Raw genomic sequence first — 20,075 nt, 5'->3', positions numbered from 1 at the left:
CAGTGTGGGATGTTGGTTGTGGAGACGATTGCGAAGATCCGTCGGGCGTATTTTCAGGACAAGAAGTCAATCAAGCAGATCTGCCGGGAACTACGGGTTTCGCGGAATACGGTGCGGAAGGTGATCCGATCCGGCGTGACGAAGATGACGTATGAACGCACGATCCAGCCTCAGCCGAAGATCGGGCCATGGAAAGGCATGCTCGACGAGATGCTGGCGGCCAACGCCCGAAAGCCCAAGCGCGAGCGGCTGACCCGCATCCGCATCTTCGAGGAACTCCGGGCCCAAGGATATGATGGCGGCTATGATGCGGTCCGGCGATACGCGGCCACGTGGTCCAAGGAGGAACAGGAGGCCTCGGCCGCTGCCTATGTGCCGCTGATCTTCGACCCAGGCGAGGCCTACCAGTTCGACTGGAGCCACGAGATTGTGGTGATCGATGGAGCGACGACAACCGTGAAGGTGGCGCATGTCCGGCTTTGCCACAGCCGGATGTTGTTCGCCCGGGCCTACCCGCGCGAGACGCAGGAGATGGTCTTCGACGCCCACGACAAGGCCTTCGCCTTCTGCGGCGGAGCCTGCGCGCGGGGCATCTACGACAACATGAAGACCGCGGTGAACACGATCTTCGTCGGCCGCGAGCGCGCCTACAACCGCCGGTTCCAGCAGATGTGCGGGCACTACTTGGTCGACCCGGTCGCCTGCACACCTGCCTCTGGCTGGGAGAAGGGACAAGTCGAGAACCAGGTTGGGGTTGTCAGGCGACGGTTCTTCGTGCCCAGACCGAAGTTCAAGAGCTATGCCGAGCTCAACGCCTGGCTCGAGGACCGCTGTGTGGCTTGGGCCAAGTCCCATCCGCATCCGGAACTGCGTGACCGGACAATCTGGGAATTATTCGAGGAAGAGCGCGCGAGCCTGGTGCCCTATGTCGGGCCTTTCGACGGCTTCCATGCCGTGCCGGCGTCCGTGTCGAAGACCTGTCTCGTTCGCTTCGACAAGAACCGCTACTATGTGGATGGCCGCGCTGTTGGTCGCCCTGTCGAGATCCGCGCCTATGCCGGGCGGGTCGAGTTCTGGCAGGACGGCAAGATCGTGGGGCAACATGCCCGGTCCTTCGGCCGCGACAAAGCCATCTACGACCCGCTGCACTACATTCCGGTGCTGGCCCGCAAACCCGGTGCCCTCAGGAACGGAGCGCCGTTCAAGGACTGGGAGTTGCCGCCCGCGATCAGGCGAGTGCAGCGCAAGCTTGGCAAGGTGCCGAATGGTGACCGCCAGATGGTTCAGATCCTGAGCATGATCCCAACCGACGGGCTGGATGCCGTGGATGCTGCCTGTGCCGAAGCCCTGAACGAAGGGGCCCCCGCCGCCTCAGTCGTCATCAACATCTTGGCCCGGCATCGTGAACCGCCGCCGCCGTTGACCATTGATACGCCGGACGCGTTGCGACTGACCTGCCAGCCCGTGGACGATTGCCAACGTTACGACAGCCTCAGGAGACCCAACCATGGAAAGATCGCAGGTGCTGGACGCGATGAGCCAGCTAAAACTCTACGGCATGAAGGCCGCCTACGATGAGATCATCACCGCTGCGGTGAAGAGGCAGCATGAACCGCAGCAGATCGTCGGTGACCTGCTGAACGCCGAGATCAGCGAGAAGCAGGCGCGCTCGATCAAATACCAGATGACCATCGCCAAGCTGCCTCTGGCGAAAGAGATCGACGAGTTCAGCTTCGAGGGCACGCCTGTCAACGAGACGCTGGTGCGCGACCTGACCGCCGGGATTTCCTTGAACAGCAGCGCAATGTTGTGCTCATCGGCGGCACCGGGACCGGCAAATCCCACCTTGCTGTGAGCATCGCTCGGGCGTGCATCCGGCGAGGCAAACGAGGACGGTTCTTCAACGACGTGGACTTGGTGAACAAGCTTGATGCCGAAGCTCGTGCTGATCGGCAGGGGCGCACGGCTGACCTGCTGTGCCGCCTCGACTTCTTAATCCTTGACGAGCTTGGCTACCTTCCTTTCGCGCAGACCGGCGGCCAGTTGCTGTTCCACCTCATCAGTCGTCTCTACGAGCGCACCTCGGTCATCGTGACTACCAATCTCGACTTCGGTGAATGGCCCTCCGTCTTTGGCGACGCCAAGATGACCACTGCGCTCCTCGACCGCCTTACCCACCATTGTGAGATCGTCGAAACCGGCAATGAGAGCTGGCGCTTCAAGACCAGGGAATAATCCAAGCCTCCCTGGCCCGATACGGCTGCGCTGTGTGGTGGCTACACCGCATCGGGCCAGCTACCCGAGGGCACAGCAGGGGGTCATTTTTGCACGCCGATAGAGGGTCAAGATTGCGTGCCGATTGACACGTTGACGGCGAGCGGCACGCGGGAAGCGCAACATTATGGGCAAATCGCGCAAGACTTTGGGCGGATAGTGCGCAAACTATTGGGCCTGAACCGACGATTTTCTTCAACGATCAAAAGCGGAATGCGCACGGTTACGCGGTGTCCTACATCCACAGAATTGCGTTCCGTCAGCCGGTCTATATGTCGGCTGACGAAGCCCGCGTGTCGCGGGGTGGGCGATCAGCTGATTTCGAGCAACTGGTTTGTCGCCTTTTCGATGCTCAGCTGCTGGGCAATCCAAGCCGCAAACATCTTGATCAGCTCCAGATCGCTGCTCTCAAAGGGCGTGCGCGGTTCTGATGAGGTGAAGTTGACCGTGCCGAACCGTTCGCCATCGACCACCAACGGTACCCCGATATAGGTTTCAAGAACAAACAGACTGTAACAGGGGTGGGGTGCGTCTCCGACCTCTTGAGCTGAGCTGCAGGCAATCGGGCCATTGGCCTCCATCGCGCGTGCGCAGCAGCAATCGGCGATCTTGAACCGGCTGCCGCGTTCGATTTCCGCGATCTGGGAATAGCTGTAGAGCACGGTGTAGTCTTCGCCGTGAACCCAGCTAACTAAAGCCGAATCCGTTTGAAAATGGGCGCAACCCATTTTGAGAATTTCACGGATCTTTTCATTGGTCTCAAGCTCTTGATCCGAAGAAACCTGATAGAGCCTGGCGAGCAATTCGTCAAAAGCGCGCGGTTTTGAAATGTCGCGGGTAATACCGAAATACCCCAGAACGACGCCACGGGAATCGCGAATTGGGCCACCTGTTGTTTCGCCTAAAAAGGTTTTTCCATTTGATCGCAAATAGTTGCTTTCGTAATTATGTTGCTCTGCGGATCCGGATGGATTGAAATGTGCCGCGCCTGCGGACAGGTAGCCTTCTTCAGTGGGGTAAAGAATGGCGGTGCTGTGGCCGACCATCTGATCGATGGTGTGGCCAAACATACTCAACGCGGCATTGTTGGCCCAGACGATGCGGCGGTTTTCATCCGCTACGATGACGGCTTCGGGCAGGTCGCGGAACAGGCTGGGGATCGATACTTTTCCAAGTTTAATATTGGCCGCTTCCTCTGGACGGTGCAGCAGCTCGGCTGAGCAATTGATCATCGAAATCACCTCATCTCAACATTTCTAAAATTGACTGTGCAAAATGGCACAAGCACCAGCGATCGAGCTTTGAAATACGCAAGCCTTGATAGGAGTCGCTGGCTACAATTAAATAAAATGAAAAAGTCGTGAAGAGAATGCAAGATTAAAATTCCACCAAGAGCGGTATCGTGGAGGAAACTATTCTGCTTTAAGGCTTATTTCTGAAGGTTTACAGAACGGTCCACCTTAAAGGGCAATCGTGCCCAGATGATCCGCCCCGCGCGCCCGGGCCAGTTGCATTTGCTTCTGCCGCTCCCGGAACCGGGCTTTGTCGGCCTCGCTGGTCTCATTGATGCACATATGACAGGAGACCCCGGCCTCGTACTCGGGGCGCGACTTGTCCTCGGGCAGCAGCGGGCGACGACAGCCGTGGCACAGCTCATGCGGACCTTCCTTCAGCCCGTGCCCGACAGAGACACGGTTGTCGAAGACAAAGCACTCCCCCTGCCAGCTGCTGTCCTGTTCCGGAACCTCTTCCAGATAACGCAGGATGCCGCCTTTGAGGTGGTAGACATCCTCTACGCCCTGACCCAGCAGGAAATTGGTGGACTTCTCGCAGCGGATCCCGCCGGTGCAGAACATCGCAACCCGCTTGTTGTGGAAACGGTCCTTGTTGGCCTCCCACCAAGCGGGGAATTCCCGGAAACTGCTGGTTTCGGGGTCGATCGCGCCTTCGAAAGTGCCAATCGCCACCTCGTAGTCATTGCGGGTGTCGATCACCACCACATCGTCCGAGCGAATCAGATCGTTCCAGTCTTCCGGCTCGACGTAGTTTCCGACGCGGGCCTTGGGGTCCACATCGGGCTGGCCCATGGTCACGATCTCTTTTTTCAGACGGACTTTCATCCGTCCAAAGGGCGCATCGGTGGCGGTCGCTTCTTTCCACTCCAGATTGCTGCATCCGGGCAGGGCGCGGATATGCGCCAGCACGGCATCGATCCCGGCGCGCGGGCCGGCAATTGTGCCGTTGATCCCCTCACGCGCCAGCAACAGAGAGCCTTTGACCTCCTGTCCGAGGCAGAGATCCAGCAACGGCCCCCGCAAAGCGTCGGGGTCGGAAAAGCGGGTGAAGTGATACAGGGCAGCGATGGTGTACATAGCCAGCCCTTTACACCAGAGTCCGAAAATCCTGCAAGACAGGCTGTCGTGACGGCCCGGCTTTTCAGCGTGGTAATTGGTCGCGTTGCCGATCAGGCAGCATGTCGGAATGCTTCGCCCCGCAGTGGGCGCGGGGATTGACGCAACAGATGCTGCGCCCTACGCCTTGTGAAACGAGACAGGATAGTTTCATGCCCAGTGCTTTGATCGTTATAGATGTTCAGAATGACTTTTGCTCTGGTGGTGCGCTTGCAGTGGCCGGCGGCGAAGAGGTCACCGCTCCGATCAACGCCATGATGGATCGCTATGATGCGGTCATCCTGACCCAGGACTGGCACCCGGCGGGACACTCCTCCTTTGCCTCCAGCCATCCCGGAGAATCTGCCTTTGGCGTGGTCGAGATGCCTTATGGACCGCAGGTTCTGTGGCCCGATCACTGTGTGCAGGGTACCCCCGGCGCTGCCTTTCACAAGGATCTGCGGCAGGACGGGGATCTGATCATCCGTAAAGGGTTTCGTGCGGCAGTGGACAGCTATTCGGCCTTTTTCGAGAACGACAAGACCACGCCGACCGGGCTTGAAGGATACCTGCGCAATCGGGACTTGATGGATCTGACGCTGGTAGGCCTGGCAACGGATTTCTGCGTTGCCTTTTCGGCGCTGGATGCCGCGCGACTGGGATTTGATGTCCGGGTTGATCTCTCGGCCTGCCGTGCCATCGATCTGGAGGGATCGCTCAATACAGCCTTGAAGGACATGCGGGAGGCGGGTGTCCATTTGGGCCAGGGACCTGCTTAGTGTTTCTTAAAGGGAGTTTCGTTAATTCAAAGAGCGGATTGACACGCGCAAGGATAGACGATGAATGAGCAGCGCATGTCTGGTAATGGACCGCTGACAAGCCACTACCAGAAGTATAGCTCGGCCGGCTTGTTTGATCGCTATTCCAGAGGGCGCATCAAGGGTTTCAAGTCGCGCCTTGTGTTTGCGGTGCTGGTGTCCCTTGCGCTGGCCTATCTTATCTTGCCTGTTGTCGCTCTTCTCAGCTTTCTGGCGTCGATGCTCCCCGACCTTTTGGACTGCTGGTATCTGCATCAGGCCCGCAATCGCCTGCGCCGGGATGCCGCCGCTGAAAAACGGGTGCGGAGCGTCAGTTCCGCGACCGCAGCCCTTCACGGGATTGGCGTTGCCATCGCTGCCACGGCGCCGCTCTGGTCCGTTTATGTGGATGCAGGGTCGCCGGAGTTTTCGGAACGGCATGACCAGCTGTTTTCCATTGCCCTGCTGACCAGTGCGGCGATCAACGCAGGCTTGCTGTTTCCCTTCCACCGGATCGCGGTGTTCTTCCGTCTGGCGATCTATACGGCGACGCCTATCCTTATACTTATCGTGCGGGGGCCGGTGCTGCGCGGCAGCAGCACGGACACGCAGCTTCATTTCGCCGGGCTTTTGGTATTCTTTGGCTCGCTGATTTGGCTGCTGACCTTTACCACGCGCGGTTTCCACCGCACCCGCAGCAGCCTGCTGGCCCAGGCCCTTCAGCGGCAGGAGTTGGAGACCGCCTATCAGCGCCTTTATGCGCAGCAACTTGAGACCCAGCGGCTGGCGCTGGTGGCCCGTCACGCCAATGACAGTGTCATGCTGATGGACAAGACCGGCAATATCATCTGGGTCAACGATGCCTTCACGCGGATCACGGGATGGCGCGCGGAAGAGGCGATCGGCCGTCAGCCCGGTGATCTTCTGAACCACCCGGACACCGACCCGGCGAGCCTTGACGTCATTGTCGAAGGGCGCAAGAAGGAGGAGCCCTTCAGGGTACAGGTGCTGAACCAGCGGCGGGACGGGAAAACGCTTTGGCTGGAGACCAATCAGGTGCCGATGCGGGACGATACCGGCGCCGTCACCACCTATATCGCGGTAGAACGCGATATCACCGAGTCCAAGGAATACGCCGCCAAGCTGGAAAAGGCCCGCCTCGCCGCCGAGGAAGGCGCGCGGGCAAAATCCGAATTCCTTGCCACCATGAGCCACGAAATCCGCACCCCCATGAACGGGGTGATCGGCATGGCGCAGCTGCTCGAAGACACCGACCTGGATGAAGATCAGAAGCTCTATGCGGATACCATCCTTAGCTCGGCCCGGACGTTGCTGGATCTGATCAACGATGTCCTTGACCTGTCCAAGCTGAACTCGGGCGAGGTGTCCCTTGATGCCGTGGATTTCAATGCCCGCCGCTGCTGTGAAAACACCATCCGCCTGCTGAAGTCGCAGGCCGATGCCAAGGGGTTGAAGCTGGTCTTTGAGTGCGATGATACCGTTCCGGCGTTGCTGAATGGCGATGACCGCAAGCTTGGCCAGATCCTGACCAATCTGGTTGGCAACGCCATCAAGTTCACCGAGACCGGCCAGGTCAAGGTCACGCTGATGGCGGAAAACAGCGACAGCGGCCGGGACATCACCATACATGTCGCCGACACCGGGATCGGGATCAGCAAGGACATGCTGAGCAAGATCTTCGAACGGTTCTCGCAGGCAGACGCCGCTATCAGCCGCCGCTTTGGCGGCACCGGCCTCGGGCTTGCCATCTCGCGTCGCCTCGCAGTGGCCATGGGCGGGGAAATCACCGTCGCATCTGAGCCGGGGCAGGGATCCTGTTTCACGGTGCGCCTGCCCTTCCAGGAAGCGAAAGATCCTGCCGCCGCTGCCCAACAGGCCTGTGGCGCCTCCGTTGTTGACGAAGAGGTGCCCGCGGCGCTGAACGGATTGCGTCTGCTGGTGGCGGAGGACAACAAGGTCAATCAGATCCTGGTCCAGAAGTTCCTCAAGGATTTCCCGGTGGAGATCGAACTGGCCGAGGATGGCGCCAGAGCGCTGGAACTGACCCAGTCTTTTCAGCCCGATATCATCCTGATGGATATGAGCATGCCGGTCATGGACGGTCTCGAAGCGACCCGGGCAATCCGGGCGTTGCAGATCCGCCAGCCGGTGATCATCGCCCTGACGGCCAACGCCTTTGACACCGACAAGGCGGATTGCCTGGCGGCGGGCATGGACGAATTCCTCACCAAACCGATCAACCGCAAACAATTGATCGATGTCTTGCTGACCCACGGGGGCCACAGACACAACCTGCGCGCAGGCTGATTTCCTTGCTCCGGGCGTGGGCCTGCCCTATCACGTTGTGAAACAACGGAGCGAGGCCGCCGGTGGATATTGCAACCCGCGTCTACAATCACAAATGGAAGATCGATCCGATCATCCGGTCATTGATTGATACTGATTTTTACAAGCTGCTGATGTGCCAGTCGGTGTTCCGCAGCAAGCCGGACACCCAGGTCACCTTTTCGCTGATCAATCGGTCGTCGCAGGTGCCGCTGGCCCGGCTCATCGACGAGGGCGAGCTGCGCGAACAGCTGGATCACATCCGGTCGCTGTCGCTGTCCCGCGGCGAAAGCACCTTCCTGCGCGGCAACACCTTCTACGGCAAACGCCAGATGTTCCGCCCCGATTTCATGGAGTGGTTCGAAGGCCTGCGTCTGCCGCCCTATCATCTGGAGCGCAAGGGCGATCAGTACGAGCTGACCTTCGAAGGCAAATGGCACGAGGTCATGCTGTGGGAGATCCCGGCGTTGGCGGTGCTGATGGAGCTGCGTTCGCGCGCGGTTCTGAACGACATGGGCCGGTTCGAATTGCAGGTCCTTTATGCCCGCGCCATGACCCGCGTGTGGGAAAAGATCGAAGCCTTGCGCAAGATCGACGGGCTGTCGATTGCCGATTTCGGCACCCGGCGGCGGCATGGCTTCCTGTGGCAGGACTGGTGCGTGCAGGCGATGATGGAGGGGCTGGGACCGAAGTTCACCGGGACCTCAAATTGCCTCATCGCCATGCGTCGCGAGGTCGAGGCGATCGGCACCAATGCGCATGAGCTGCCGATGGTCTATTCCGCCCTCGCCGAAACGGATGAGGATCTGGCCCGCGCGCCCTATGATGTGCTGTCGGATTGGCATGATGAACACGACGGCAACCTGCGCATCATCCTGCCCGACACCTATGGCACCAAGGGGTTTCTGGAGCACGCGCCGGACTGGCTGGCAGGCTGGACCGGGATCCGCATCGACAGCGGCGATCCCGCTGCGGGCGCCGAGGTCGCGATCAAATGGTGGCAGGACCGCGGGGAGGATCCGAAACAGAAACGGGTGATCTTCTCGGATGGTCTCGACGTGGACAAGATCGCCGAGCTGCACGCGCAGTTCGCGGGCCGGGTTAAGGTGTCCTTCGGCTGGGGCACCTTGCTGACCAATGATTTCCGGGGGCTGGTGCCGGATGACGCGCTGGCGCCGTTCTCGCTGGTCTGCAAGGCGGTCAGCGCCAATGGTCGCCCCACGGTGAAACTGTCGGACAATCCCGAAAAGGCGATGGGACCGGCGGATGAAGTCGCCCGTTACAAGCGGGTATTCGGCGTGGGCGAACAGGAACGCATCGACGTCATCGTCTGAAGCGCTTCTAACGGAGGCGGTGGCTCCCGCGCGGAAGGCTCGCATGGAGCATGCAAGTCTTCCCCTTGGGCCCCGCAGGCCGCGCCGAAGGCGCGGCCTGCGGCCTCGCGATGCGCAAAGCGCAGCGCATAACCTCTTCTGTTGGGCTGTGTCAGCCGTGATAGGCAGCGACGGTTTTCAGCTGGGAGAAGCCATAAAGCGCTTCAAAGCCTTTCTCTCGGCCATGGCCGGATTTGCCGACACCGCCAAAGGGCAGCTCCACACCGCCCCCGGCACCATAGTTGTTGAGGAAAACCTGACCCGCGCGCAGCTTCTTTGCCAGCCGCATCTGGCGGGCGCCATCGCTGCTCCAGACGCTGGCCACGAGGCCGTAGTCGGTAGAATTTGCGATCTCTACGGCTTCCTCTTCGGTGTCAAAGGGGATCATCACCTGCACCGGGCCAAAGATTTCCTCCCGCGCCAGCGGGTGATCGGCGGGCACATCGGCAAACAGGGTCGGGCGCACATAGGCACCGTCCTTGGGCGCGCCGTCGACGATCACCCCCTGCGCGGCCACGGTCAGATCCGCGCCCTTGGCCAGGAAGCCTTCGACGATTTCCTTCTGCCGGGCCGAGATCAGCGGCCCCAGACGCAGGTCTTCGGGGGCCGGTCCTACGGTCAGCTCTGCATAGGCGGCTGACATGCGGGTCTTGACCTCTTCATAGACGCCGCGCTGCACCAGAATGCGCGAGGAGGCAGAACAGGTCTGGCCGGCGTTCTGAATGCCCGCGTTCACCAGAAACGGCAACGCTGCATCCAGATCAGCATCGTCAAACACCAGCTGCGGGGATTTCCCGCCAAGCTCCAGCGTCACCGGCACCACGTTCTTGCCTGCGGCCTGCTGCACCAGGGCGCCGGTGGCCACCGAGCCGGTGAAAGAGATATGATGCACGCCTAGATGCGCGGTGAGAGCCGCGCCGGCTTCGGCGCCCAGTCCCGGCACCACGTTCAGCGCCCCGTCGGGCAGGCCCGCATCCAGCGCCAGCTGGGCAAAGGCCAGCGCGGTCAGGCAGGCTTCCTCGGCCGGTTTCAGAACGCAGGCATTGCCCATCGCCAGCGCTGCGCCAACCGAGCGGCCGATGATCTGCATCGGGTAGTTCCAGGGCACGATATGGCCGGTGACCCCATGCGGTTCGCGCAGCGTATAGACGGTGTAGCCGTCCAGATAGGGAATGGTCTCCCCGTGTACCTTGTCCGCAGCGCCGCCGTAGAATTCGCAGTAGCGCGCCAGCGCCACCGCATCGGCACGGGCCTGGGTCAGGGGTTTGCCGACATCCATTGCTTCCAGCGCCGCCAACTCATCCACCCGCTCCAGCACCAGCTGGCCGATGCGGCACAGGATACGGCCACGCTCCAATGCGGGCATCTGGCCCCAACCGCTGTCTAGCGCCGCTTCGGCAGCCCGCACGGCGGCGTCGATGTCCTCGGCGCCGCCACGGGCGATCCGGCACAGTTCGTTGCCGTTCGACGGATTGATCAACGGCAGGGTCTCCCCGCTTGCCGAGGCCTGCCAGCTGCCGCCGATCAGGCAGAAACTGGGATCGAACCAGATATTGTTTTTTTCAGTCATGAGTGGGTCCTGTAATCTGGAAGGAATAGCTTTTGCTTTGCAACTCGGTAAAGGGTGCGCCCTCGCGCAGCTCGGTAACCCCGGGCAGGACGCTCAGACAGGTGCCCCAGAAGGCCAGGGCCGACGGGGACTGGGCCGAAATGCCCATCCGCCAGCGCCCCGGAAACTCCTGAAACAGGATCTGTGCAGCCACCCGGCCAAAGCCATGGCGGCGATGCGGGGCAAAGATCGAAAACTCGGACAGCTCGCGCCGGTCGTCGGGCAGGTTCAGAACCAGGGCAAAGCCGATGCGCTTCCCGGCATTCAGCACCCAGAAGGCGGTGACATCCTTGCGGTGCAGCATCTGCCGTGCCCTGTCGCCCGGGTCGATCCGGGCCTGGCTTGCGGTTTCTTCGAAATACCCCGCCAGAACACTGGTCAGAACCGCATGCTCCTTTGGCAGAATCAGGGACAGTGTCAGGCTCATGCCGCTCCCTGCGTCAGGTCGGGCAGAACAGGGGCGGCGGCAATCAGGGCCTGCGTATAGGGATGCCGGGGCGCCGACAGCACCTCTTCGGTGGCGCCTTCCTCGACGATCTGGCCTTTCTGCATCACCAGGCAGCGATCGGTGATTGTGCGCACCACCGAAAGATCGTGACTGATGAACAGGTAGGTGAGCTCATAGGCCTCACACAGCTCGGCCAGCAGGTCGAGGATTTGCGCACGGACAGAGACATCAAGGGCCGAAACCGCTTCGTCGAACAGGATCAGCTCGGGCCGGGTGATCAGAGCGCGGGCAATGGCGATGCGCTGGCGCTGACCGCCGGAGAACTGGTGAATGTATTTGTTCGCATCCTGCGGCCCCAGGCCGACGGCGGTCAGGGTCTCCGCGATCAGATCGGTGCGGGCGCTGCCGCTGGGGGCATCGGGCTGGCTGTAGAAGGGTTCGGTGATCAGCCGGTCGACCCGATGACGCGGGTTGAAGCTGCCAAAGGGATCCTGAAACACCACCTGCATCTTACGGCGCGCCTCGGCCGCGTGACCGGCCGAAATCGGCTTCCCATCAAGCAGGATCTCACCGCCCTGAAGCGGCTCTAGCCCTAGAATCGCCCGTGTCAGGGTCGATTTTCCACAGCCCGATTCCCCGACAAGGCCCAGCCGCTCGCCGCGGTTCAGGGTAAAGGAGACCTCGTTCACGGCGCGGAAATGCTGCTGCGGGACAAAGGGTGATTTGCGCGGCAGGCGGTAGTCACGTACGGCGCCCTTTACCTCCAGCAGCGGTTTCGGCTCCGGCGCCGTTGGCAGGGTGACCTGATGCGAGGAAGCGGCGAAGAGCATCCGGGTATAGGGGTGGCTCATATTGTGCAGCAGCCAGTTGGTTTCCCCGGTTTCGACCACCTCGCCATGGCGCATGACGACGATCCGGTCGGCCAGATCGGCCACCACGGCCAGATCGTGGGTGATGATCAGCAGCCCCATGCCGAATTCCTGCACCAGATCCTTCAGCAGGTCCAGGATCTGGGCCTGGGTGGTTACATCCAGCGCAGTTGTCGGCTCATCCGCGATCAGCAGTTTCGGGCGCAGGGCGATGGCCATGGCGATGACGACCCGCTGGCGCTGACCACCGGACAGCTCGTGCGGGAAGCGGCTGAGCGGGAAGCGATCCGCAGGCAGGCCGACCCGGTCGAGCATGTCGCGGGCGCGTTGTTCGGCCTCTTGTTTTGTCATCGCACCATGGATCAGGATGGTCTCCATCACCTGATCGCCAATCGTCCTGACCGGGTTGAGCGCGGTCATCGGCTCCTGAAAGACCATGCCGATGGATTGCCCGCGCAGGGCGCACATCTGCGCTTCGCTTTGCCGGGTCAGATCGGTGTCTTCCAGCAGGATCTGCCCCTGGATCGTGGTCCGCTCGGGCAGCAGTTGCATGACGGAAAAGGCGGTCATGGATTTGCCGGAGCCGCTTTCGCCGGTGACGGCGACGATCTCTCCGGCAGCGACCGAAAGGGTCACGTTCTTCAGGATCGGGTGGCTGCCGATGGAGAGCGACAGGTCGGTGATATTCAGCAGGCTCACGTCTGGCGTCCTTCCATAAGATCACACCAAGGGGAGCGCCCGAGCCTGGGTGGGCGCAATGCGCCCTCCCGGGGGGAGGGTCGGGCGCGGCCCGGCTGTGCCGGGCACATGGCCATTGCGGATATGTGGGAAAGCGATGTCATGTGCGGGTCTCCCGCAGTTTGGGATCCAGCCAGTCGCGCAGCCCGTCGCCCATCAGGTTGAGGCCAAGCACAGTCAGCACGATGGCCGATCCGGGAATGATGGCCAGATGCGGGGCAAAGCTGACCATGGTCTGTGCATCCGCCAGCATGCGTCCCCAACTGGGGGTCGGCGGCTGCGCGCCAAGGCCGACATAGCTGAGGCCCGCTTCGGCCAGAATGCCAAGGCTGAACTGGATGGTGCCCTGCACGATCAGCAGGTTCGCCACGTTGGGCAGGATATGCTCGGCCGAGATCCGCGCTGCGCCCTTGCCCGCAACCTGTGCCGCGAGAATGAATTCCCGCTGCCAGAGCGACAGCGCCGCCCCCCGGGTGATGCGGGCAAAGACCGGGATGTTGAAAATGCCAATGGCGATGATTGCGTTGATGGCGCCGGGTCCAAAGATGGCGGTGATCAGGATCGCGATCACTAGCGACGGAAAGGCAAAGACCAGATCGTTGCCGCGCATGATCAGCTCGTCCAGAACAGAGCCTTTGCGCGCCGCCGCCGTCAGCCCCAGCGGGATACCGATCGCCATGCCGATGCCGACCGCCACCAGCGCCACCGCCAGTGAGGTGCGCGCGCCCACCATGATCATCGAAAAGATGTCGCGTCCGAAGTGATCGGTCCCCAGCCAGTGCACGGCGTTCGGCCGCTGCAACTTGTCCGGGATGGCCATCGCCGTGTGGTCAAAGGGCGTCCAGACGAACGACAGCAGCGCCGCCAGCAGCACCAGCGAGGACAGGAATATGCCAAGGAACAGACTGCGGCTCATGTGCGGCTCCTCAGCCGGGGATCGACCAGCGCATAGGCCAGATCGACCAGAAAGTTCACGGTGATCACGGCAAAGACCAGAAGCATCACCACCGATTCCACCACGATCAGATCGCGCGAGGAAATCGCCTGAAACACCAGCCGTCCAAGGCCGGGCAGGTAGAACACCTGTTCGATAATGATCGCCCCGGCCAGCAGAAAGGAAAACTGCAGACCGATGATGGTCAGCACCGGGATCATCGCGTTGCGCAGCCCGTGCCGCCACAGCGCCTGCCTGCGGGTCAGACCCTTGGCACGAGCGGTGCGCATGAAGTCCTCGCCCAGAATGTCCAGCAGGGCGGAGCGCATCACCCGCGCCAGAATGGCCGCCTGCGGCAGGGCCAGCGCGATGGCGGGCAGGGTCAGGGATTTCATCCCGGCCCAGATGCCGTTTTCCCAGCCGCCAAAGCCCCCGGCGCTGAACCAGCGCAGGTTGATGGCAAAGACAAGCACAAGCAGCATCGCAAACCAGAAGTTCGGAATGGCGACGCCCAGCTGGGTTGCGCCCATCACCGCCATGTCTCCGGGTTTCCCACGCCGTGCAGCAGCATAGATCCCGGCGGGAAAGGCGATCAGCGTCGACAGCGCCAGCGCATAAAGCGCCAGCGGCAGCGATACCCACAGCCGGTCGGCGATCATCTCGGCCACCGGGGTGCGGTAGGTATAAGATGTGCCGAAATCGCCAGTCAGCATGCCGCCGATCCAGGTCAGGTAGCGGTGCAGCTTCGATTCATCGAGCCCCAGCTCACTGCGCAGGGCCGCCACGGTGTCAGGCTGGGCGTTGATGCCCAGCATGAAGGACGCCGGATCGCCGGGCGCGATTTCGATCACCGCGAAGATCACGATAGAGGCTACAGCCAGACTGAGGCACAGCGAAAGCAGTCGTTTGAAAGAATATTGTATCATTGTGACACAGGCTAGAATCAGCAGAGGGATCGGTCCAGAGCAAGCAGCGCAGAGGGTGAAACTGGCGCTATTATTTTTGTGATCTGGCCGTGAAAAATTGCCAATTCGGTCATCTTTTGTGCGGCTAACGCGCAGCCGTCGTGAAGCGTGCGGAATCCGAGCTAAGCAGTAGACATCAAAGCCATTTTTTCTTCAGGGCATTCACGATTCGATATGCGAATCCGTCTGGTCCGAGCCACTGGCCGGCGGAGAGGTGAAAGTACGGTGCGGGCATGAAAAAGGGCGCGCCGCAGCGCGCCCTTTGTTGGGGTAGATTGGCAGGGCTTATTCGTCCCAGCTGACAGCAGTCAGATCGGTCGCCTGTGTCGGCGCATTGGCCCAAAGGCCCTGAAGATCAGCCTTTGCCACGCTGAGAGAAGCCAGCTGGAACAGGTAGCCGTTGACGTAGTCGTCGGCGATGATCTTTTGCGCCTGCTGCAGCATCGCGGTCCGCTGATCGGGATCGGTGGTGCCGTTCAGGTCGGTCATCAGCTGCTGGAAGTCCGGATTGTCATACTGGAAGTAGTATTCCGGGCGGGCATAGATCCCGATGTCCATCGGCTCGGTGTGGCTGACGATGGTCAGGCCAAAGTTCTTGCCGCGGAAGACGGTTTCCAGCCACTGCGCCCATTCTACGTTGATGATCTCGGCCTTGATGCCGACATTTGCCAGCTGGGCGGCGATGATCTCACCGCCACGGCGGGCATAAGAGGGCGGCGGCAGGTGCAGGGTGGTTTCAAATCCGTCCGGCAGACCGGCCTCGGCCAGCAGCGCCTTGGCCTTTTCCGGATCAAAGGCGGACTGACCGGTCAGATCCACATAGGCCGGGTTGTGCGGCGCAAAATGGGTGCCGATGGGCGTGCCATAGCCGAACATGGCGCCGTCAATGATGGCCTGACGGTCGATGGCATGGGCCAGCGCCTCGCGCACCTTCACATTGTCAAATGGCGCTTGCTTGTTGTTGGTCGACAGGATGGTTTCCCCCTCGGTCGAACCGACCAGAACCTGGAACCGCGGATCGGCGTCGAACTGCGGCAGGTTCTCGGGCGCGGGGAAGCCGGAAAAAGCATCCACATCCTCGGCCATCACGGCTGCAAAGGCGGCGGTGGGATCCGAGATGAACTTGAAGGTGGCCTTGTCCAGTTTCGCGGGGGTGCCCCAGTAATCGGCGTTCTTTTCCAGATCGATGCGGTCGCCCTGCACCCAGCCTGCGAATTTGAAGGCACCGGTGCCCATCGGCGCGGTCTTGATGTCCTCGATGCTTTCCGGCGCCACGATCACGGCATCGCCCCAGGCCAGATTGAACAGCAGGCTGCCGTTAGGCTGGCTCAGCGTGACTTTGACGGTCATCGGATCAACCACGGTGACATCTGCGATGTCCGAGAACAGCGCCTTTTGCGCATTTGTGCTGTCTTCGGCGCGGGCGCGGTCCAGGCTGAATTTCACGTCTTCGGCGTCCATGGTGGTGCCGTCATGGAAGGTGACGCCGTCGTGCAGGTGGAATGTATAGGTCAGACCGTCCTCGGAAATGTCCCAGCTTTTGGCGAGACCGGGCACAACCGAGCCATCCCCCATGAAGCGGGTCAGACCTTCGAAGACGTTGGAGTAGAGGACCTGATCGATGGCCCCGGCAGCGGCGCTGGTCGGGTCCAGATGCGGCGGTTCCAGCTGCAGACCGATGGTGACGCTGTCTTTGGCCCATGCGGCTGCGGTGCTCAGCGCCAGCGCGGAACCGGCGGCAAAGAGGATGGATCTGAATGTCACTTTGAAACTCCCTGATGTTGGAAACACGCCCTTGTTGGCGGGCTTGCCAGAAGTCTGTCCTGATTTTGCAGTGTTAATCAAGAGCCTGTCGCGTTTTGGCGTTGAGGCAGAAAGAGACAAGGGGGGAGACATTTCGCGCACTGGATGCTGCGGGTGCGAAATGATACCCCTCCGCAACCCAAAACCAACGTGGGAAGAAAATGAGCGCGAACCTCCAGATCAAGGCCATCACGGCCGAAGATATCCGCGCCCGAAAGGGCCAGGATCCCATCGTCAGCCTGACAGCCTATACCACCCCGATGGCGGGGCTGATGGATGACACATGCGATTTCGTTCTGGTGGGGGACAGTGTCGGAATGGTGCTGCATGGGCTGCCCTCGACTCTGGGCGTCACCATGGAGATGATGATCCTGCACGGTCAGGCGGTGGCGCGGGGGCTGAAACGGGCGCTGATGGTGATCGACATGCCTTTTGGCAGCTACGAGGAAGGCCCGGCACAGGCCTTTGGCAATGCGGCGCGGCTGATGCGCGAAACCGGTGCTGGCGCGGTCAAGCTGGAAGGCGGGGTCGAGATGGCCGAGACCATCCGGTTTCTTGTCAAACGCGGCATCCCGGTGATGGCGCATATCGGTCTGACGCCGCAGTCGATCAACACGCTGGGCGGTTACAAGGTGCAGGGCCGCAATGAGCAGGCAGAGGCGGTGATTGCCGATGCCCACGCCGTGACCGACGCTGGCGCCTTTGCCGTGGTGCTGGAAAAGGTGCCGCAGGTCCTGGCCGATCAGATCACCGCAGAGATCGCCATTCCGACTATTGGTATCGGCGCCTCGGCAGGCTGCGACGGGCAGGTTCTGGTGCTGGATGACATGCTGGGCATGTTCGCCGCCTTCAAACCGAAATTCGTCAAACGCTACGCCGATCTCGCCCCCATGGCCGAGGCCGCGATCAAGGAGTACGCGACCGAGGTGCGCAGCCGTAGCTTCCCGGCGGCTGAACATGTTTTCGCGGATGCGGCGCCCGGCGCCAAGAAGGACTGACCAAAACGATGACTGTTCCTATTCTGCGCCGCCTTGCGGATCTGCGCGAACAACATGCCACCTGGATTCGCGCTGGTGAACTCGTCGGTGTCGTGCCCACGATGGGCGCCCTGCACGCCGGTCACCTGTCGCTGGTCGAGGCAGCCAAGGCTACCTGCGACCGGGTCATCGTGACCATTTTCGTGAACCCGAGGCAATTCAACAGCCCCGAGGATCTGGCCAAATACCCGCGCACCGAACGGGCGGATGCCGAAAAACTCGCGCCGTTTGATGTCGATGTGGTCTATGTTCCGGACCCCGATCAGATCTATCCCGATGGCTATGCCACCTCGGTCTCGGTCGAAGGTATCACAGACGTTCTGGAGGGCACATTCCGGCCTGGACATTTCGATGGTGTCGCCACCGTTGTGGCCAAGCTTTTCCTGCAGACCGGCGCCCACAAGGCGTTTTTCGGCGAAAAGGATTTTCAGCAGCTGATGGTGGTGCGCCGCATGGCGCGGGATCTCGATATCCCGATCGAAGTCGTAGGCTGCCCCACCGTACGCGAAGACTCTGGTCTTGCCATGTCCTCGCGCAATATGCGCCTGTCAGCGGAGGCTTTGGACAAGGCCGGTCGGCTTTATCCCGCCATGACGGGCTGCGCGGATCGACTGGCTGCCGGGGAAACCTTCGACCAGATCGAGCCAGAGGCGCGCGCCGCCCTGCAGGCCGCGGGTTTTGGTGAGATCGAATATCTGGACCTGCGCTGCGCTGACACTCTGGCACCGCTGCAAACCCCAACCCGGCCCGCGCGGCTCCTGGTGGCGGCATGGCTCGATGGGGTGCGGCTGATCGACAATATCGCGGTTCCGCAACTAAGTGATTAGTCGGGTCTGGTCGCGCTAACACTTTTGCGTCTAAAGTCTGCCCTCAGAAGACAGGAGAGAGGGCAGGAGATGAGTTTTATTCTGGCGATCGACCAGGGCACGACCTCGACGCGGGCGATTTTGTTCGACGGGGAGATGCAGGTCGCCCATACCGCGCAGCAGGAGTTCCCGCAGTATTTTCCGCAGGCGGGATGGGTGGAACACGACCCCGAGGAGATCTGGTCCTCTACGCTGGAGGTCTGCCGCCGGGTGATCGCGGAACAGGGCATTTCGGCATCTGATATCACCGCCATCGGCATCACCAATCAGCGCGAAACCACGGTGGTCTGGGATCGGGAAACCGGCCAGGCCATCCACAAGGCCATCGTCTGGCAGGACCGCCGCACCTCGGCGATCTGCGAAGAGCTGCGTACCGCCGGGCATGGCGATCTGGTACACAAGACGACGGGTCTGCTGCTCGATCCCTATTTTTCCGGCACCAAGGTCAAGTGGATCCTCGACAGCGTGCCCGGCGCCCGCAGCCGCGCGGCCGAGGGCAAGCTGATGTTCGGCACCGTGGACAGTTTCCTGATCTGGCGGTTGACCGGCGGCGCCGCCCATGTGACCGATGCCACCAATGCTGCGCGCACGCTGATGTATGACATCCGCAAAGGTGGCTGGAGCGCCGAGATCAGCGAGGTTCTGGATGTGCCGATGCAGATGCTGCCCGAAGTGAAAGATTGCGCCGCAGACTTCGGCATCGCTGCGGCCGAGCATTTCGGCGCTGAAATCCCGATCCTCGGCGTGGCGGGGGATCAGCAGGCGGCCACCATCGGTCAGGCCTGTTTCCAGCCCGGCATGATGAAATCCACCTATGGCACCGGTTGTTTTGCGCTGCTCAATACCGGCGCGACGCCGGTTGAATCCCGCAACCGGATGCTGACCACCATCGCCTATCAGTTGGATGGCCAGCCGACCTATGCGCTGGAAGGATCGATCTTTATCGCGGGCGCAGCGGTGCAATGGCTGCGCGACGGGCTGGGCATCATCGGCTCGGCGCAGGAAACCGGCGGTCTGGCAGCCTCGGCAGACCCCGGGCAGGACGTGATCCTGGTGCCGGCCTTCACTGGCCTCGGCGCGCCCTATTGGGAACCTGACTGCCGCGGTGGCATGTTTGGTCTAACCCGCAATTCCGGCCCGGCGGAGTTCGCCCGTGCCGCATTGCAAAGCGTCGCCTATCAGACCCGCGATCTGTGGGAGGCGATGCGCGCCGACTGGCAGGAGGCCGCCGAAGATAGCGTCACCCTGCGCGTCGATGGCGGGATGAGCGCCAGCGACTGGACCATGCAAAGCCTGTCGGACATCCTCGGCGCCCCGGTGGACCGGCCGGTAATGCAGGAAACCACGGCGCTGGGCGCGGCCTGGCTGGCGGGCATGAAGGCCGGTCTTTATCCCGACCAGAGCGGCTTTGCCGCAACCTGGGCCCGGGACCGCCAGTTCACACCCGCGATGGAGGCGGACCAGAGAGAGACCGCCTACGGTCGCTGGAAACGGGCGGTGCAGGCGGTGATCGGCGTCTGATCCTGCGGGTCAAAACCCGCGCCGTTTCGGGTCAAGGGCCGCTCGAGCGGCCCCGCCGCAGGCGGGGGCACCCTTGAGGCGACTCGGCGCAGTCCCAAACTGGAA

15 protein-coding genes and 1 pseudogene are annotated in these 20,075 nt (G+C 61.6%); 8 read left to right on the top strand and 8 right to left on the bottom strand.

Going from position 1 to position 20,075, the window contains the following annotated elements:
• Positions 1–9: 9 nt before the first annotated feature.
• Positions 10–1,578 carry an IS21 family transposase gene (gene istA / locus SM766_RS11365; RefSeq protein ID WP_368947849.1) on the top strand — a complete coding sequence of 523 codons (1,569 nt, stop codon included), beginning with the start codon at positions 10–12 and terminating at the stop codon, positions 1,576–1,578.
• Positions 1,508–2,235 (top strand): annotated as a pseudogene (gene istB / locus SM766_RS11360) (IS21-like element ISPkr1 family helper ATPase IstB). The gene istA and the pseudogene istB overlap by 71 nt, the downstream one beginning before the upstream one ends.
• 350 nt (positions 2,236–2,585) lie before the next feature.
• On the opposite strand, the gene SM766_RS11355 reads toward istB, so the two are convergent.
• Positions 2,586–3,506 (bottom strand): GAF domain-containing protein, encoded by a 921-nt coding sequence (locus SM766_RS11355; protein ID WP_368947848.1) that lies wholly within the window; start codon positions 3,504–3,506, stop codon positions 2,586–2,588.
• A gap of 228 nt (positions 3,507–3,734) precedes the next feature.
• Positions 3,735–4,646, bottom strand: a complete 912-nt coding sequence (gene trhO / locus SM766_RS11350) for an oxygen-dependent tRNA uridine(34) hydroxylase TrhO (protein ID WP_368947847.1) — start codon at positions 4,644–4,646, stop codon at positions 3,735–3,737.
• A 191-nt stretch (positions 4,647–4,837) separates the two neighbouring features.
• Here trhO and pncA point away from each other — a divergent pair, with 191 nt between their 5' ends.
• From pncA to pncB, 3 genes are all read left to right on the top strand, one after another.
• Positions 4,838–5,443: a bifunctional nicotinamidase/pyrazinamidase gene (gene pncA / locus SM766_RS11345; RefSeq protein WP_368947846.1), complete on the top strand. Its 606-nt coding sequence runs from the start codon at positions 4,838–4,840 to the stop codon at positions 5,441–5,443.
• A 75-nt stretch (positions 5,444–5,518) separates the two neighbouring features.
• Complete coding sequence (locus SM766_RS11340) at positions 5,519–7,789, top strand: PAS domain-containing hybrid sensor histidine kinase/response regulator (RefSeq protein ID WP_368947845.1); 2,271 nt, start codon at positions 5,519–5,521, stop codon at positions 7,787–7,789.
• 62 nt (positions 7,790–7,851) lie between these two features.
• Positions 7,852–9,141, top strand: a complete 1,290-nt coding sequence (gene pncB, locus SM766_RS11335; RefSeq protein ID WP_274831632.1) for a nicotinate phosphoribosyltransferase — start codon at positions 7,852–7,854, stop codon at positions 9,139–9,141.
• A 151-nt stretch (positions 9,142–9,292) separates the two neighbouring features.
• Here pncB and SM766_RS11330 read toward each other — a convergent pair whose 3' ends face one another.
• The 6 genes from SM766_RS11330 to SM766_RS11305 form a co-directional block, all read right to left on the bottom strand.
• On the bottom strand, positions 9,293–10,750 hold the full coding sequence (locus SM766_RS11330; protein WP_368947844.1) for an aldehyde dehydrogenase family protein: 1,458 nt from the start codon (positions 10,748–10,750) through the stop codon (positions 9,293–9,295).
• Positions 10,743–11,216 (bottom strand): GNAT family N-acetyltransferase, encoded by a 474-nt coding sequence (locus tag SM766_RS11325; RefSeq protein ID WP_368947843.1) that lies wholly within the window; start codon positions 11,214–11,216, stop codon positions 10,743–10,745. The genes SM766_RS11330 and SM766_RS11325 overlap by 8 nt, the downstream gene beginning before the upstream one ends.
• Positions 11,213–12,805, bottom strand: a complete 1,593-nt coding sequence (locus tag SM766_RS11320) for an ABC transporter ATP-binding protein (protein WP_368947842.1) — start codon at positions 12,803–12,805, stop codon at positions 11,213–11,215. The genes SM766_RS11325 and SM766_RS11320 overlap by 4 nt, the downstream gene beginning before the upstream one ends.
• A gap of 139 nt (positions 12,806–12,944) precedes the next feature.
• On the bottom strand, positions 12,945–13,760 hold the full coding sequence (locus tag SM766_RS11315) for an ABC transporter permease (RefSeq protein ID WP_368947841.1): 816 nt from the start codon (positions 13,758–13,760) through the stop codon (positions 12,945–12,947).
• Entirely contained in the window at positions 13,757–14,704 is a 948-nt protein-coding gene (locus SM766_RS11310; RefSeq protein ID WP_065272216.1) for an ABC transporter permease, read from the bottom strand. The genes SM766_RS11315 and SM766_RS11310 overlap by 4 nt, the downstream gene beginning before the upstream one ends.
• 324 nt (positions 14,705–15,028) lie before the next feature.
• Positions 15,029–16,507: an ABC transporter substrate-binding protein gene (locus tag SM766_RS11305; RefSeq protein ID WP_368947840.1), complete on the bottom strand. Its 1,479-nt coding sequence runs from the start codon at positions 16,505–16,507 to the stop codon at positions 15,029–15,031.
• Between the two features lie 200 nt (positions 16,508–16,707).
• Here SM766_RS11305 and panB point away from each other — a divergent pair, with 200 nt between their 5' ends.
• The 3 genes from panB to glpK all read left to right on the top strand — a co-directional run bounded on the left by panB (position 16,708) and on the right by glpK (position 19,970).
• Positions 16,708–17,544 carry a 3-methyl-2-oxobutanoate hydroxymethyltransferase gene (panB, locus tag SM766_RS11300; RefSeq protein ID WP_368947839.1) on the top strand — a complete coding sequence of 279 codons (837 nt, stop codon included), beginning with the start codon at positions 16,708–16,710 and terminating at the stop codon, positions 17,542–17,544.
• 8 nt (positions 17,545–17,552) lie between these two features.
• Positions 17,553–18,410, top strand: a complete 858-nt coding sequence (panC, locus tag SM766_RS11295) for a pantoate--beta-alanine ligase (RefSeq protein ID WP_368947838.1) — start codon at positions 17,553–17,555, stop codon at positions 18,408–18,410.
• Between the two features lie 69 nt (positions 18,411–18,479).
• Positions 18,480–19,970, top strand: a complete 1,491-nt coding sequence (gene glpK / locus SM766_RS11290) for a glycerol kinase GlpK (RefSeq protein WP_368947837.1) — start codon at positions 18,480–18,482, stop codon at positions 19,968–19,970.
• The last annotated feature ends 105 nt before the right edge of the window (positions 19,971–20,075 follow it).

Source organism: Pseudophaeobacter sp. A-200-2, assembly GCF_041008815.1.
GTDB lineage: Bacteria > Pseudomonadota > Alphaproteobacteria > Rhodobacterales > Rhodobacteraceae > Phycobacter > Phycobacter gallaeciensis_A.
This window is presented reverse-complemented; position numbering and strand designations above follow the sequence as displayed.